Below are 14,520 nucleotides of genomic sequence, written 5' to 3' on the forward strand. Positions count from 1 at the left end.
CCAAATGCTAAGGGAAGCTTCTCGCGGATTCTAGTGGATTGGGGTATCCCCCACTCCTGGAAATACCATGGCACCTAGTCAGGTGCCACCATCTCCCTTCGCCACCTCCTGACGACTGCCTCGACTGTCGCAATGTCTACCGGGGGCTGTGCCCAACCATCGGCGAAACGGATGTCGTTCGAATTGGGCAGTTCGGATTTGCGGAGCTCCCTGATCCTAACCCTCGCCGGAATCGCCGCAGCCTCGCCCACGAACACTGCCTCCCGTCTGATCAGGGATGGAAGCAATCGCGTCAGCCCCGCAAGGCTATCAGGGAGGAATCTCGCGACATGCTCCTGATCAGAGGAATTGGTAAGGCGCAGGATGACCCACGAGTTGCACTGCGAGAGAACTGTACTTTCAACGTCGGCAGGACGTTGCGAGACAAGCATCAGGCCAAGACCGTATTTGCGACCTTCGCGAGCAACGCGTCGGATTGCCACTTGAGCCGCTTCGTACTCAGCCTGTCCGGCATTTGGTACGTAACGATGTGCTTCCTCACAGACCAGCAGGACAGGGTCCCGCTCCCGTTCGGTTCGGGTCTGCCAGACCTTGTATTGGAACAGCAAGCGCGCGATCACGGCAGTGAGGGGACCGGCGACTTCGTTCGGAAGCCCTGAGATGTCTATTATGCGAATGTCACGCTGATCGCCCTGATCGCCCACGAATTGCGAGATGATGGCAGCGAGGTCGGGCGCCTCCTGGTCGTGTTCCTGCATCATGAACCGCAGACGTGGATCGGCTTTCAGGACTGCCAGTTTGTCCAGAATGGACCTATGGGACTTGAACTCCGTGGTGGATTTCCTCTTCCACTTGCCGGCTCCGGAGGAAGCCCAAGCGACACCTTGTTCGAGACGGATGTGGCTCTCGAAATCCGCGAGCCGAAACGGCAGCGGCAGGTCTCGGTCGAAGGATGTCACGCGGTCGGCGAACTCAGGGCGAAGTGGCCTGGGCTCGTCCGGCTCGATATCATCGGTCTTATCGATCCAATCCCTAGATGGTTCAATCAGACCAGCCTCGGCCATCCGCGCATGGGCCAGTGCCTTGTAGACGATGTTGTTCTGTGAAGTAGCCTCTTCCTCCGTCTTTCCGATGATCAGGGACCGGAACTCGTCACCGGACATAATCCAATAAGGCAAAGCAATCCGCTTGCCACTGTCAGATCCATTGTCTCCGGTAAGACTGTCATAGGCGCGATAGACTATCGCACGATCACCAAAAGCTGCCGAGTACTCGCCATGAGGGTCAATTACAACGACCCTCGGCCTCCACCCACGTCCTGTCTCGTTTCCTTTTCCAAGAAGTCCATGGAGTAACCCGGCAACGGTGGCGGACTTCCCCGAGCCAGTGGATCCGAGAACTGCACAATGCTGTCCGAACAGGCGGTTGGCGTTGGCGCGGGCCACCGCGCCTTCGGCCGAAACATACGTTCCGATGGTTATCATCGGATCCTCGCCATCGTCGCGCGACGCCTCGGCAGCCCGATAGAGTTCCTGCACCTCCTGCTGGGTCATCAGGTAGGCGGCTTGTAGCGGAAGCGGATAGGTGCTGACGCCACGGAGGAATTCGAGTTGACCGCCGCGCCAAACGCCCTCGCCAAAGAGGTCTGCCTCCATGATGCGCTGGTCGCGCTCAGGCGGGAGAGGGGCCGCTCCCGCCTCTATCTGGAGCTCCGACCGCATGCGTAGTAACCGGACGTACGCGAACAGAACTCGCCGCCCAAAGTGTATCTTAACGATGCTCGCGATCTGGCCGATTGGGTAGACACGTCCCGCATGCGTCCTGGTGAGTTCGGTTATGTCGCCATCGAGCTCAACTCGCACCGACGTCCCGGTGACTTCGACAATGGAACCGATACGGAGATCTTGGATGATGTCGAACGGTTTCATTCCGCAGCCTCCGTCAGCGTGACCTCGGGTGAGGGTATGGGGCCGGGAGCGGCCGCCGGAAGGTACTCAGGGCCCTCGGATAGAAAATTAGTCAGACCCTGAAATGTCCACCAATCCATGTCCTTTGCCGTATCGCACAGGTTAGTCATGCTTCCATGGTAGAGGCCCTTGCTACTCGCAACGAAAACTCGGTCTCTCCACGGTCGTGCAGTGAGCCATTCCCTCACTCGGGTAGGAAGCTGTGGCTCACCAAGGGGATCCAGTACCTCCTGCGCAAAGGCGACGATGACGGTCTTGGAAGATTGATGGCTCATCACTGCTTCAATTTCCCCATCGATGTGGTCATCTCCAAAGCTGTAGCCGCAGATCCCGAGGACATTGTCCGGACCGACCGAAAGGGTCTGCCGGAATAGGGAGAACAGCGCTGCGAACGGGTCCTTTTGGGTCGCGACATACTTTGTGGACTGCGGATAGATGAGAAGATTACCGTCGCGGCTCGGATAGGCGCACCCATTGCGGCACCGGATTACGCTACCGTCCTCGCTGCGGTGCCAGTCGACCGATCCATGGAGCTTCACGACACGGGCAGCCGCACGATTGGAGCGCGTCTCGGTGAACCCGACGTCCGGAGCCCAAAATCCCATCGCTCCCCCGAGGAAGCCGTCCGCGAACGGCACCTGTTGCAGCGCCAGGGCATCCTCGATGAGGGTATCGTAGTTGGTCGTGAAGAACGTGATCGGAACTTGCTGAAAGCCGGGCTTTTCGCGGGCTGCGAACAGATGCCGGACGAAGGAACGATGATCGTCAACGGAGATGATGGGTTGGCTGGCTGTCCCTCGGACCTCAGGCTGTCCGTTCCGCGGTGGCCGGTATCCGTACCTCACTGCATTCCCGATCGCCTCGAGAATCCTTGTGTGAAGATCCCGCAACGCGTCCGCGGCCACGTCTTTCCCCGTCATCTGAACAGAGCCGGCGCGGGACCGATCGGCAAGGGCGATGAAATCACCGATCTGGCTGAGCATGTGCTCGACATGACAGTCCTGTGGGAGCTGGTCGCGAATAGCAGTCAAAAGCTCGGCTTGCTCGGGAGAGTCCGCCGCAACGCGGTCGACGACATGGGTGGTCAAGGGGACCATAAGGGGAATGCCCGCCATGAAACTGACACCCGCCCCAAGCAGCCACGATTGACGATCCGATGTCAGGTGCTGCCACAAATCACGCAGTGCCGCGTCCAGTGCCGATTCCATGGAATATGCCCCCGATTGGCCGCTTCGCGGCTCATAGGGCGATGCTAGGCAATTCGGTACCACCATCAAGGGCACGTCTGGGTTTCGAAAGGATTCCCACAAATGATTCTTGTGGGACACCTCTCGCCATCGATGCGACTGTCATCTGGAGCGCAACGCCCTAACATTTGGCGTAGCGATCGCTGCGTTGCCTCAAGCTCGATCTTGTACTTCGGCCTTGGCCGACTCCGCAGGGTCAGGTGGCAGGAGGACACCACCAGCAGAATCCTTCGATGCTGCGATGAACTTGACGCCCCGGGCTTCCAGTGCCCGCTGGACGGCATCTGTGACGCGGATCGTCCTCGCCAGCCCTCTCTCGAGCCGATCAATGGACGCACGGCCGACTCCTGACGCCTTGGCCAACTCTTCCTGAGAGAGGCCAAGCATCAGTCTCGCCCCTCTCAAAAGCTTCCAAGACACCGCCATGAGGGGACATTGACCGGGTCGATTGTGTAACGCTATCCCTTTGTCAACAATTGGTGCGCTGTGCATCGGTATTGATGCATTGATCATCAAAAGGGATGGATCTTCGTGCCTTGGATCCTTATGGTGTCTCCACGCCCCCGGTCGACTTCTGGGGTGATTCGGTCTCAACAGGGATTTTCGGGAATGGAAACTTTTGTCTTCGCGGGTTCGACAGGCGGAGCGACGCGCACGGATTCAAGCATCCTGCTTGCGGCTGGAGCGCTAGGCCTAGGATTCGAACCCTTCCTCATACAGGTGTTCATTGAGGGAAACTCTTCGGTATCTGCACACGTCCGCGGGCTCCCATTTGTCACTTCAGTGATCGAGGCAGGACGCGGGGAGCGCATTACCGACCGGATTCGGGCACGTTCCCGTGGTAAGGCCAAGTACTCTCCGGTTATCGTGGACATGCCTGCCCAAGATGTCCTTGAGACACTGCTGATGCTGAGTGGCTTGCAAGTGCAAATATTGGTCCCGATGCCGGAGTGGCTGCCTGATCCTGGCGAGGCGGTGGCGGACTTCAAGAGGCTCAAAAATCACTGGCAGCATTGGGAGAAACTAAAAAGACAATGTGGGGCTCGGCCGGTTCCACTTTCAAGGCAACCGTCGGTTCGGCTCTTTCCTGTTGGGGTCGTACCGGACGACGTCGTGCCAAATCTGCGCCGTCGAAACCTCCTGTCGGACGATGAGTCCCAAGCCTCGGTAGTCTACCCTGGCCTACCTAGGTTCAATCCAAGCGAAATGAACTTCGCCAATGGAAGTCACTGTTTCGCACTGACTGAAAGCCAGATCGATGCGTCGGCGCGCATCGCCCGTGCGCTCTTGGTTGATATCGACTGATCACGGCCGCCCAACAGGTCACTTGGGCCGGATAGGCAGCCGCAAATGATACCCTGCCATCAGAATTGCGGCCGCGACGTTCAGGCTCGGGTGTTCGTCATGAACGCAAAGTGGCGCAGCCCGCTATTGCCCAATTCAACGGAAAAAGTTGCAATGATCCTCCTCACTCGCGAGTACGGCCCGTACCGGGGCCTTCTCGACCTCGAAATTGACCGCCTTGTTCGTCTGACCGCCGACCTCATGGCGATAAGGCACAGCAGGGGGCCGACGGCGTCGGATCTTGAAGACGCACCGATCCTCGACAATTGGGAACGTGGCACCCGGCCCGTCGCCTGCCTAGTGGGGAATGTCTGCAACCATCCGATGCTGCCTGGCATGGGACGCCCGATCGCCACGTCCGATCTCTGGGTCTTTGCCCCGGACAAGGGATGGGCGAGGACAATGTCGCGGTGGTACCGCCTCGGCCTGCCGCGTGAAGCCAACCCAACTTCGTGACGGAGGAAGGGACTCGTGGCCATCAAGGATTCGCCCGGGGCAGCCGAGCGCACCCGCGTCGCGCTCAGGCACTTTGAACGCCGCAAGAAGGCGGCAATCGCGGGCTTTCACCTGCCGACCGAAATTGAACTGCTTGCCGGAATGCCATTCCTTGGAGACGACATCCAGCGCGACATGCAAGCCTTTGCCGAGAGGTTGATGCCCCGGCTGCACAAGAAGGCGGATCACGCACACTTCGCAATGGTCTTCCACGGTCTGGAGCAATTGACCGTCAGCCCCGGGATGGATGAGGTTAGGGCGCTTGCGGACGTGCTAAGCACGGCAGAGACATCTCTCCCTGACGGAGCCAGATCCTGGCGGTTGCGCTGCCAGATTTATCTTGCCCATCTTGGAGATCACAGTGCCGGGATCGAAGTCGCCCGCCAGACGATCACGGCCGTGATCGGGTTGGAGCATGAACCAACCGAATGGGAATATGCCATCCCCCTGGTCACGTCGGCTTTGGGTTGGCTCTCCTTTGCCGCATCCGACCTGGCGTTCACGTACTTCGGGAAGGAAGCGCGGATGCTGCGCGCACGACGGCCCAGAGATCTCGTATCCCACTACGGCTGGCTCCTGACCAGCCTCATCGAGACACAAGCCGTTTCCGAGCAGGCAGCTAAAGTTAAAGCGGCAATCGAGAAACTGTCGGAAGAGGATCCGGTGAAGTCTCCGGCGATCTCGCCTCAGGCGGAAACTTTGGAGGCAAATTCCCCATCGTGCGTCGTCGTTTTTCATCAGGTGGGAAATGCGACCACAAGCGAGGGAAAGAAGGTGGCGAAGGAACTGGAGCCACTGACCGGAAAGGCATTGCCTTTGGTAAGCACGCCGGATCTGGTACAGGCACGGGCCACTTTGCATGCCGAGTTCCCCTTCGCGATCGACGTGATCGATCGGATTCTTATAGATATTGCCCCTCGCTCACACATCGTGATTCGCCCCACGATCCTCGTTGGTGCGCCGGGATCTGGAAAAACCCGTCTGGCGCGCCGTCTCCTGAGTGTGCTCAACGTACCCCACGATGTCGTTCCTTGCGGCGGGATCTCTGACGGAAGCTTTGCGGGCACTCCGCGTCGCTGGTCAACTGGCGAGCCTTCTCTCCCGGTCGCACTGATTACCCGGTATCGGATTTCGGGGCCGGGTGCAGTACTCGACGAAATTGAGAAGGCCGGTACCTCCCGGCTCAACGGACAGGTCCACGATTCGCTGCTCGCCTTCCTGGAACGGGAGACGGCATGCCGCTTCCACGATCCGTATGTGCAGGCGCCGTGCGACATATCGCATGTCACCTGGCTGATGACGGCCAACACGCTCGATGGGCTGTCGGCTCCGCTCAGGGATCGCTGCCGGGTCATCCCCTTCCCTGAGCCTGGACAGGAGCATCTCCCGACACTCAGCCGCCAGATCATTTTGGAGCTCATGGCCGAACAGGGATTGGACCACCGCTGGGTCAGGTTGCTGGATGAGATCGAATACGAAGCCGTCACAAAGGCATGGCCGGGCGGTTCGTTGCGCAAACTGCGAGGGGTGATCGAGGTCATTCTGGCGAGCAGGAGTGGAAGGCACTGACCTCGCCTATGGCCCGCTTCGGGGAAGGTGCATGGATTGAAGGTCTCACCGCCCGCATGAGAATAGAGCAGTGGTCATCAGCGGAAAGGCTGGCGCGGCTTAATTTAGGTGTACCATAGCCGGTGCAGAAAAGCGGAGCTTCGGCTCTTGAGGGTCTCAGATCCGGCATTCGGTAGCAAACGCCACCAGATTTTTGTGCCCTGATCCGTTAATGTCCGCAGCCAATCGTGCAACAGGATGTTGCTCGATTCGAGACGAGCGGAGTGTGGGATGGCGGCTGCCGTTGAGGAGTTGTTGAAGAAGCGTGCCGAGCTGACCGAGCGGCGCCAAACCCTGGAACAGCAGATCAAGCAAATCGACAGCGACGTGGAAGCCATCGATCAGGTCGCAAGGTTGTTCGATCCAAGCATTCTGCCGACCAAGACCCCAAGGAAGAGAGCGCCCGCTGGCAGAAGTCCATTCTCGGGAGAGAACCTGAGCGCGATCGTCCTCAAGACGATCCGGGAAGCCAAGGAACCCATCAGCACGGCAGCGTGCTCGGCGGCCATTGCAACAGATAAGGGACTCGGTGAGGACGATCCCTTCGTTGCGACAATGTCGAGCCGGATCTCGGCTACCCTCTCGAACCTGGAAAGGCGCGGACGGGTGCGGCAGGCAGGAACCGTGGATGGGCGCAAGAACCTCTGGGAGATCGCGCGCTAGGTGTGAGATCTAAGGAGGTTGTTCATTCCGTCTGAGGGCCTGAAGGTGGTCGTTGCGACACGATTACCGATGGACCTGAGGAATGAACAACCCGCATCAGAATGCCCGCACGACCCGGCTGGGTCGAGCGGAAATGATCCGCCGCATCCTCGAGGAGGGCCGCCCTGTCCGAGAGGTGGCGGCCGGCTTCGGCATCAGCGAGCGAACCGCCCGCAAATGGCTGGCCCGCTACAGGGCGGAAGGGCCGAGCGGACTGAACAACCGCTCGTCCTGCCCGAAAGCCATTGCCAATCGCACGGCCGCGGACTGGGTCGGCGTGATGGAGATGCTGCGGCGGGAGTACCGGCTCACGGCTGAGGAGATTGCCGCCAAGCTCAACCTGGCCCGCTCCACAGTCGCGGCCTGGCTCACCCGGCGTGGGCTGGGGCGCCTGAAGGCCCTTGAGCCGAAGGAACCACCACGCCGATATCAGCGGCAGCATCCTGGCGAGCTGATCCACCTGGACATCAAGAAGCTGGCTCGCTTCGAGCGCGCGGGCCACCGCATTACCGGTGACCGGCGCAACCCCAGTGCTGGGGCCGGATACGACTGCTTCCATGTGGCCATCGATGATGCCACCCGGCTGGCCTATGTTGAGGTGCTGCCGGATGAGACCCGCCGCTCGACCACGGCTTTCCTGGTCCGAGCCTTGCGCTGGTTCAGAACGCGCGGGATCCGGGTTGAGCGGGTGATGACGGATAACGGGTCTGGCTATGTCGCCAAGCTGTTCCGGAAAGCGCTGCGGATGCTCCGGATCCGGCACATCCGCACCCGACCTTACACGCCCAAGACCAACGGCAAGGCTGAGCGCTTCATCCAGACGCTCCTGCGCGAATGGGCTTATGCGATCCCGTTCCGCTCGTCTGATGCCAGAGCGCTCGATCTGCCGCGATGGCTGACTTGGTACAATCAGCAGCGCCCGCATGGTAGTCTCGGACGACGAACACCCGCTCAGGCCCTCGCCGGAACAACCTGATCAGAACTCACAGCTAGGCAGCCCTAACACTGGGCTCCCATACAAGGTCAGGCGGCTTATTGCCTTGCCAGTAGCCGCAAAGATTCCATGAAGTCGGATGAGCAAGCGCCCGAGCGAGCATCTCGACAGTCTGTCCACGGTTGCCGAGGCGACTGCGGTCCTCACGCCAAGAGAGTTCAGCGATATACCAGTCCAAGTACTTCACCGAGAAGCGATGATGGACACCCCGGTAGGCCCGCCGCACGCGCGCGAAGAAGCTCTCGATCTGGTTCGTCGAGACGCCCTTGCCATGCTGGTAGGCAACTTGGTGGTTCACGCGGGTGAGTTCGCAGAGACCGACGAGTTCATCATAGGCGGCATGCTCGTCCGCGAAGATGTGAGCATCCGGAGCAACGTGCTTCCGAACCATGTCCCAAGCGCAGTCGGCGTTCTCGCCGCGTGTGATCCTTGAGATAGACTTGCCTCCCTCCCGACGTTCGCGGATGGCCATCACGACCACCCGGTCGGGCGACTGGTTCTCAGGAAGGCGACGGTCGACCCGTTCCTCCTTGCGGTTCTTCGGCCGGACATGTCCGAGAGCATAGAGACCATCGATCTCAACCTCACCCTCAAGGACAGTTTCGTCACGCCGGGCCGCCAGCGCCTCGCGAAGCTTCATGAGGTTGGTCCAAGCCGTCTTGTACTGGACTCCGATCTCCCGACAGAGCTCCAACGCCGCCTTACCCTTGGCCCCGTTAGCCGAGAGCGCGATGATCGCGAGGATCTGGCGGAAGGGCAGCTTCCGGGAGGCGAAGATCGTGCCCGAAGTGACGGTGAACTCCTTGCGGCAGCCACTGCACTTGAAGCGGCGTCGGGTCAGAACGTAGCACTTCAGCACGCCACAGTGTGGGCAGGATGGCTCGCCCTTGGTCTCAGGCCAGCGGGCGCGCCGGAACCAGTTGTAGGCCGTGTCCTCGCTCATCCGGATGACCTTGGTCACCGGAAGATCCCTGGCGAGGCGGGAAAGGAGGAAGTGCTCGCTCATCGCTCAGCACCTCCCCAGAGTGGAAGAGGTACGAGCATGGTATTTCACGGCCCCCGACAAGGGTCGGGATCGTGAACTCCATGGGGATGATGGCGAGATGCATGCTTTGGCTCCGGCGGCCGGGAGTGGCCATATTTAGGACAGCGGCTACGCTTGGCGACCCTGGTTGGGACCGCGGCGGTTCAGGTCAGAGCTGTCGTATGAGCCTTTGCATGGCCACGCCTATGCCAGGAAAATTAGCCGGAGTCGATCGGAAAAGGGAGTGGTCTGCTCAGAATGATCCACATCACTTCGTACGCCGCTCAATCGCTGGAGGAGACGCGGAGGGTCTGAAGGGGTCAGGTCGGAAGCGTTTGTTCGTTGCCGCTGCCACAAGCGCGGCGCCTGTTATTGGAACCGCGCAGACAACCAAAATGGTGCACCGTATCTGCGGTGCGGGGCCATTGACCTAGATCAAGGTTCCTCTCGCTTACGGAGAGCAGATTTCGCGTAGCCTTGGGGAGGACTGCCATGCAGATGACCCGCCGCGCGTTGACCGCCGTCACTCTTGCTGCGTCCCTCGGCATTCTCGACTGGAGACGCGCGGCCTCACAGGGAATAGCGTTGCAGGACATCATCGGGCGCGTCGGCCCGCTGCCCGATGCGACGATCTATGTCGCACGGGAAATCCTCACCATGGATCCGACCCGCCCCCGCGCGGAGGCTGTGGCGGTGGTGGGAGGACGCATCGCGGCCGTCGGCGGCCTCGCTGAATTGCAGGCGCTCGCGGGCGAACAGCCGTTCCGGATCGATCGCACCTTTGCCGACAAGGTGCTGATCGCAGGCTTCATCGAACAGCACGTCCATCCGGTCCTGGCCGCGCTGATGGTCGTGGCCGACGTCATCGCGATCGAGGACTGGGATACGGTCGCGGGGTTCTCGCCCGCCGTCCGCGACCCGTCCGGGTATCGCCAGCGGCTCACCTCCGCTCTCAAGGCACAACGTGACCCCGACCAGGTTTATCTGACCTGGGGCTACCACCACTACTTCCATGGGGACATGTCGCGCGCACTGCTGGACGAGCTGGCGCCTGACACCCCCGTCATCGTATGGCACCGCTCGCAGCACGAGGTGTTCCTGAACTCCAAGCTGATGGAGCGCATGGGGGTGAATGAGGCCTTCCTGGCCACTTTCACGCCGAGCCAGGCGGCGATGGCGGATTTCGGCACGGGACACTTCTTCGAACAAGGCACGCTCAAGGTCCTGGAGAAGATCGCGCCCGCCATGGCAACGCCCGAGCGTCTGCGGGCCGGGCTTGAGTTCACCGTCGGGTACTATCATCGGCAGGGGATCACCATCGCCTGCGAGCCGGGAGGCTTTCTCTCGAAGCCGTTGCAGGATGCGATCAATGCGGTCTACGCGCCGGATGCAACACCGTTCAACCATTACTTCATCCCGGACGGGAAGTCGTTTGCTGCACTCTACCGCAATGACCCGACGCGGATGATCGCGGAGACGCGCAAGACGCTCGATTGGGGCTCCGGCCGGGTACGCTTCCTGCCGCAGCAGATCAAGTTCCTGACGGATGGGGCGATCTATAGCCAGCTCATGCAGATGACGGACGGCTACACCGATGGGCACAAGGGTGCCTGGATCATGGATCCCGACGTTTTCTCCTATGCCTTTCAAGCCTATTGGGATGCGGATTACCACATTCACGTCCATAACAACGGCGATGCCGGGATGGATGTGCTGCTGGCCAACCTCGAGCGGGCGCTGCGCCGGAAGCCGCGCTTCGATCACCGGACAACCATCGTGCATTTCGGCTATGCCCGACCCGAGCAGGTCGAGAAGGCCGGACGTCTCGGAGCAATCGTGAGCGCGAATCCGTACTATGTGACGGCGCTGTCCGGCCGCTATGCCGAGATCGGCCTCGGGCCGGAGCGGGCCCGGCGCATGGTCCCTCTGGCGGATGCACACCGCGCCGGAATGTCGATCTCCTTCCACTCGGACATGCCAATGGCCCCGGCCAAGCCGCTTCAACTCATTTGGTCCGCCGTGAACCGCGTCACAGCGGAAGGTCCGGTGAGCGGACCCGACCAGGTTGTCGATCTGGAGACCGCGCTGCGCGCCATGACCATTGAGGCCGCTTATTCCATTCGCCTCGAGAACGAGGTCGGCTCCATCACGCCTGGCAAGTTCGCGAACTTCACGGTGCTGGAACAGAGCCCCTATGCTGTGGCGCCCATGGATCTCAAGAACATCTCTGTCTGGGGGACCGTGCTGGAGGGTCGGGTCCAGCCTGCGCCGCCCGCGCCACAGCGGCGTGCCGAGATTTCTCCTCCGGTTCCTTCCATGCGCCGCCTGGGTCCGTTCGGAGCCGCTTGGCCGTCGGGCCGCTTCGTCGCCACGGACCCGACGCGGGTTGGCCTCGCGCGCTGCGAGCATCTGATGTGCAGCAGCCCGGGTGCGGAAGCGACCGTGAGCTGTGCCTGCGGCGGAGGCGCCTTCTCCGCCATCGTCAGCGCCATGATCGAGAAGCGCGGATAGGATACTGGCACGAAGGCATGGTCGGGAGGCCTAGCTCCGGTTCGCTCTTCCTATGCGAACGCGACCCACGCCCATTTCAGCAGCAGCAACTAGGGTTCAAACACATCTCCCATCAGATACTTAGCTCACATCTGGTGGCGTTTGCTACCGAATGCCGCTCAGATCCGGGGGCGATGCTACCAGTCTTCTCGGTTGGCAAAGTTTGTGCTCCGTTCGTCAAGTTCCGCCTCAAGGTCCTGTCCAATGCCGCGCATCTTGCGGCGCAAGTCGGCTCCCTTCGCGTAGTGCCTAGCCATCTCAATGGTATTCTGTCCAAGCACGTCTGCAATGTCGCGTTCGTGGCGTCCCATTTCACGGAGGATAACTGCCATCGTATGTCGGAGACCATAGAGAGTTAGCCCAGGGCCGATCCTGCCATCCTTTTCAAGCTTCTTACGAAATGTACGCCACGACGCTCGAAAACCATCACCGGTCCAAGGATGGCCGAGCGAGTTCGCACAGAGGGTAGGCGCAGAGTGAGCGGGCGCTCGTTCAAGGATTTCCACGAGCGGACGGATAGCTGGCGCGAAGACCGGTTCTCCGGTCTTTCCCCGCTTGGTTGCAATCGCGCCATCATGATAAAAGGAACGTGGGAGCTTCAAAGTATCGTCTGGCCCAAGACCTGTGTACATCATGACCCCAAGGGCAGGCTTCATATGTGCCGGAGCCAACTCCATAACTACATGACGCTCCTGGTCGGTCCAGGGGCGATTGGCGTCAGGTGTTCCCTTCGGACGGCGGATGTCCTTGATGTCGGAAGCAAAGTTCTCTTTGACGTACCCATATTGCCGTCCCCAGTCGAATATAAAGGAGAACCGTGCTTTTAGATCATTCGCGAATTTCCGTCCCTTCTTCCAGAAGGCCTTGTCACGAATTCCAACGATGAGAGGGGTGTCGAAACACCCGAGCGGTGTGTCAGCGATGGGCTGCAAATAGTCGAAAGCACGCTGGTAGGTTTCCTTCGTTCGAGGGGCGAGGATGCTGTACGCAGGGCTTTCTCGGTATTTTTCGATAAGCATACCAAGCGTGTTGGACTTCGTCGTCCTCCTCGCGTTACGGGCTGCGATCTTCTCGCATATCGCAAAAAAATCTGCTGAGCCGAGTGGCGCTTTCCTGAGGTCAATGGGGATTTTCGTCTTTCGATGATAGCAGCGCCATCTACCATGCCTATCCGCGAAGATCTTGAAACCCTTGACACGAACGAAGGTCACTTAAGCCTCGCGATGATGTCATCGTCATTGAACCTGACTTTTAGGCCGTCAATCCACGCATCGAGGTCTCGGACATCCCAGAGCTTTTCCCCACTGGGCATCTCAACCGGATGCACGGGGCATTGCCCCTCGAATTTTGCTGCGGTCAAACGGCAATAGTATGCCCCTTCTTTCCGTGTAAGCAGTCTGAATGGCTTTACACTGAGGCTGATCGTTGCTGCCATGTTCTAGCCCTCCCAGTTGTTTGCATGAGTGCTGCCCAGCACTCGCTGGTTGACTGGTGACCCGCATAGCCCTCAATGCCCGCTGTGTTCTTTTCTAACAGCGAGTTCGACCCCGCGAATGCGCCTAAGATTATCCAAACTCTCCGGTGTTGCTGTGTATACTTCGCATAGCTTAGCCATTGTCGAAATTAGCGTGAGGGGGCAGACTTCTTGCCCATAGTGCCAAAGCACTTGGCCATACTGGAACTTGTAGCGCCCTACAGACTAGGGTTTGCCCTCTGCTCAGCTTCCGCATAGACGTTCGATGCGGGCGGCCTAAATAAATCGCCGTGTGCATCTGATATCGCACCAATATATTTGCCTTGGATAGCACATATTCGAAATTCTATCAAGATGTAAAGCATGGGTGCTATCCAAGATGGCTATCCGGAATCCGGCATTCGGTGTATGTGCGAGAGAGACCATCTTAAATATATGTCGCTTGATTGGGCAGATATTGAATCCTTATCGAGCCGAGTGCGAGTGAATGCTTACAGAGGACAATGAATGCTTGATTTCAAGACGCGAATGCTAACGGACAAGGATTCTTTAGACGTCGGGCTGCTGGCGGACAGATTTGAATCCCAGATCGTCCGTCTCGTGGCAGGCCGCAAAAATTCGAGTTGAGTCCTTATCAGTGCGGGTTGTCTTGGCCGACCCGCTGCAAAGCGCCGTGCAAGTATGAGTCGATGCTTGCTAACCCTTCTGGGTGGGGCTTGCCGTGGCGTATCCACCCCCTAAAGCGGCAAATGACTAGATAGTGCCCACTCGGAACCAGAGGGAAAACTCGCACCCGCCATAGGCTCACCTTAGGGCGTCGGTCTGCCTCTGACCGCCCCGCACCGGACGGAGCAAGACGAGATGAAAACGATGCTCATGCGGAAAAGGACGTCCTCTAACTGGGATATGCCGCTGACGAGGACGCCTGGATGCAGTCGCTGGTGCACAATAAGCGCCACAATAAGTCACCAACGTCACCCTTAAGCCAGCATGGGCGATCTAACCAACATCTTTGCCGTTAGTCTTCCGACGCTTGCTGTTGTGATTGGATCTTGCATCAAAATATCAGAGAAGGCCCGTCGCTCCCTAGGAATTCCTAGGCCGTTAAAACACTA

Annotated in this window: 12 protein-coding genes; 6 read left to right on the forward strand and 6 right to left on the reverse strand. The window is 59.6% G+C overall.

Going from position 1 to position 14,520, the window contains the following annotated elements:
- Window positions 1-74 precede the first annotated feature (74 nt).
- From RE429_RS02910 to RE429_RS02920, 3 genes are all read right to left on the reverse strand, one after another.
- Window positions 75-1,928: an ATP-binding protein gene (locus tag RE429_RS02910; RefSeq protein WP_414472883.1), complete on the reverse strand. Its 1,854-nt coding sequence runs from the start codon at window positions 1,926-1,928 to the stop codon at window positions 75-77.
- Window positions 1,925-3,175 carry an SIR2 family protein gene (locus RE429_RS02915; protein ID WP_414472884.1) on the reverse strand — a complete coding sequence of 417 codons (1,251 nt, stop codon included), beginning with the start codon at window positions 3,173-3,175 and terminating at the stop codon, window positions 1,925-1,927. The genes RE429_RS02910 and RE429_RS02915 overlap by 4 nt, the downstream gene beginning before the upstream one ends.
- 192 nt (window positions 3,176-3,367) lie before the next feature.
- Entirely contained in the window at window positions 3,368-3,727 is a 360-nt protein-coding gene (locus RE429_RS02920) for a helix-turn-helix domain-containing protein (RefSeq protein WP_414472885.1), read from the reverse strand.
- Between the two features lie 96 nt (window positions 3,728-3,823).
- Here RE429_RS02920 and RE429_RS02925 point away from each other — a divergent pair, with 96 nt between their 5' ends.
- The 5 genes from RE429_RS02925 to RE429_RS02945 all read left to right on the forward strand — a co-directional run bounded on the left by RE429_RS02925 (window position 3,824) and on the right by RE429_RS02945 (window position 8,339).
- Entirely contained in the window at window positions 3,824-4,519 is a 696-nt protein-coding gene (locus RE429_RS02925) for a hypothetical protein (protein ID WP_414472886.1), read from the forward strand.
- A gap of 99 nt (window positions 4,520-4,618) precedes the next feature.
- On the forward strand, window positions 4,619-5,014 hold the full coding sequence (locus tag RE429_RS02930) for a DUF6634 family protein (protein WP_414472887.1): 396 nt from the start codon (window positions 4,619-4,621) through the stop codon (window positions 5,012-5,014).
- 15 nt (window positions 5,015-5,029) lie between these two features.
- Window positions 5,030-6,622 carry an AAA family ATPase gene (locus tag RE429_RS02935; RefSeq protein ID WP_414472888.1) on the forward strand — a complete coding sequence of 531 codons (1,593 nt, stop codon included), beginning with the start codon at window positions 5,030-5,032 and terminating at the stop codon, window positions 6,620-6,622.
- A gap of 270 nt (window positions 6,623-6,892) precedes the next feature.
- The gene (locus RE429_RS02940) at window positions 6,893-7,324 is read left to right on the forward strand and encodes a hypothetical protein (protein ID WP_414472889.1); all 432 of its coding nucleotides are present in this window, start codon (window positions 6,893-6,895) and stop codon (window positions 7,322-7,324) included.
- A gap of 82 nt (window positions 7,325-7,406) precedes the next feature.
- Window positions 7,407-8,339: an IS481 family transposase gene (locus RE429_RS02945; RefSeq protein ID WP_414472890.1), complete on the forward strand. Its 933-nt coding sequence runs from the start codon at window positions 7,407-7,409 to the stop codon at window positions 8,337-8,339.
- A 13-nt stretch (window positions 8,340-8,352) separates the two neighbouring features.
- Here the strand turns inward: RE429_RS02945 and RE429_RS02950 are convergent, their stop codons facing one another.
- A complete protein-coding gene (locus tag RE429_RS02950; protein WP_414472891.1) occupies window positions 8,353-9,363 on the reverse strand; it encodes an IS1595 family transposase in 1,011 nt (336 codons plus the stop codon).
- A 510-nt stretch (window positions 9,364-9,873) separates the two neighbouring features.
- Here RE429_RS02950 and RE429_RS02955 point away from each other — a divergent pair.
- On the forward strand, window positions 9,874-11,892 hold the full coding sequence (locus RE429_RS02955) for an amidohydrolase (RefSeq protein ID WP_414472892.1): 2,019 nt from the start codon (window positions 9,874-9,876) through the stop codon (window positions 11,890-11,892).
- A 176-nt stretch (window positions 11,893-12,068) separates the two neighbouring features.
- On the opposite strand, the gene RE429_RS02960 is transcribed toward RE429_RS02955, so the two are convergent.
- Together RE429_RS02960 and RE429_RS02965 are read right to left on the reverse strand one after the other, a co-directional pair.
- Complete coding sequence (locus RE429_RS02960; protein ID WP_414472893.1) at window positions 12,069-13,142, reverse strand: tyrosine-type recombinase/integrase; 1,074 nt, start codon at window positions 13,140-13,142, stop codon at window positions 12,069-12,071.
- Window positions 13,139-13,366, reverse strand: a complete 228-nt coding sequence (locus RE429_RS02965; protein WP_414472894.1) for a hypothetical protein — start codon at window positions 13,364-13,366, stop codon at window positions 13,139-13,141. Before RE429_RS02965 ends, RE429_RS02960 begins: the two co-directional genes overlap by 4 nt.
- Window positions 13,367-14,520: the final 1,154 nt, after the last annotated feature.

Source organism: Microvirga sp. M2 (assembly GCF_047497095.1).
Taxonomy (GTDB): Bacteria; Pseudomonadota; Alphaproteobacteria; order Rhizobiales; family Beijerinckiaceae; genus Microvirga.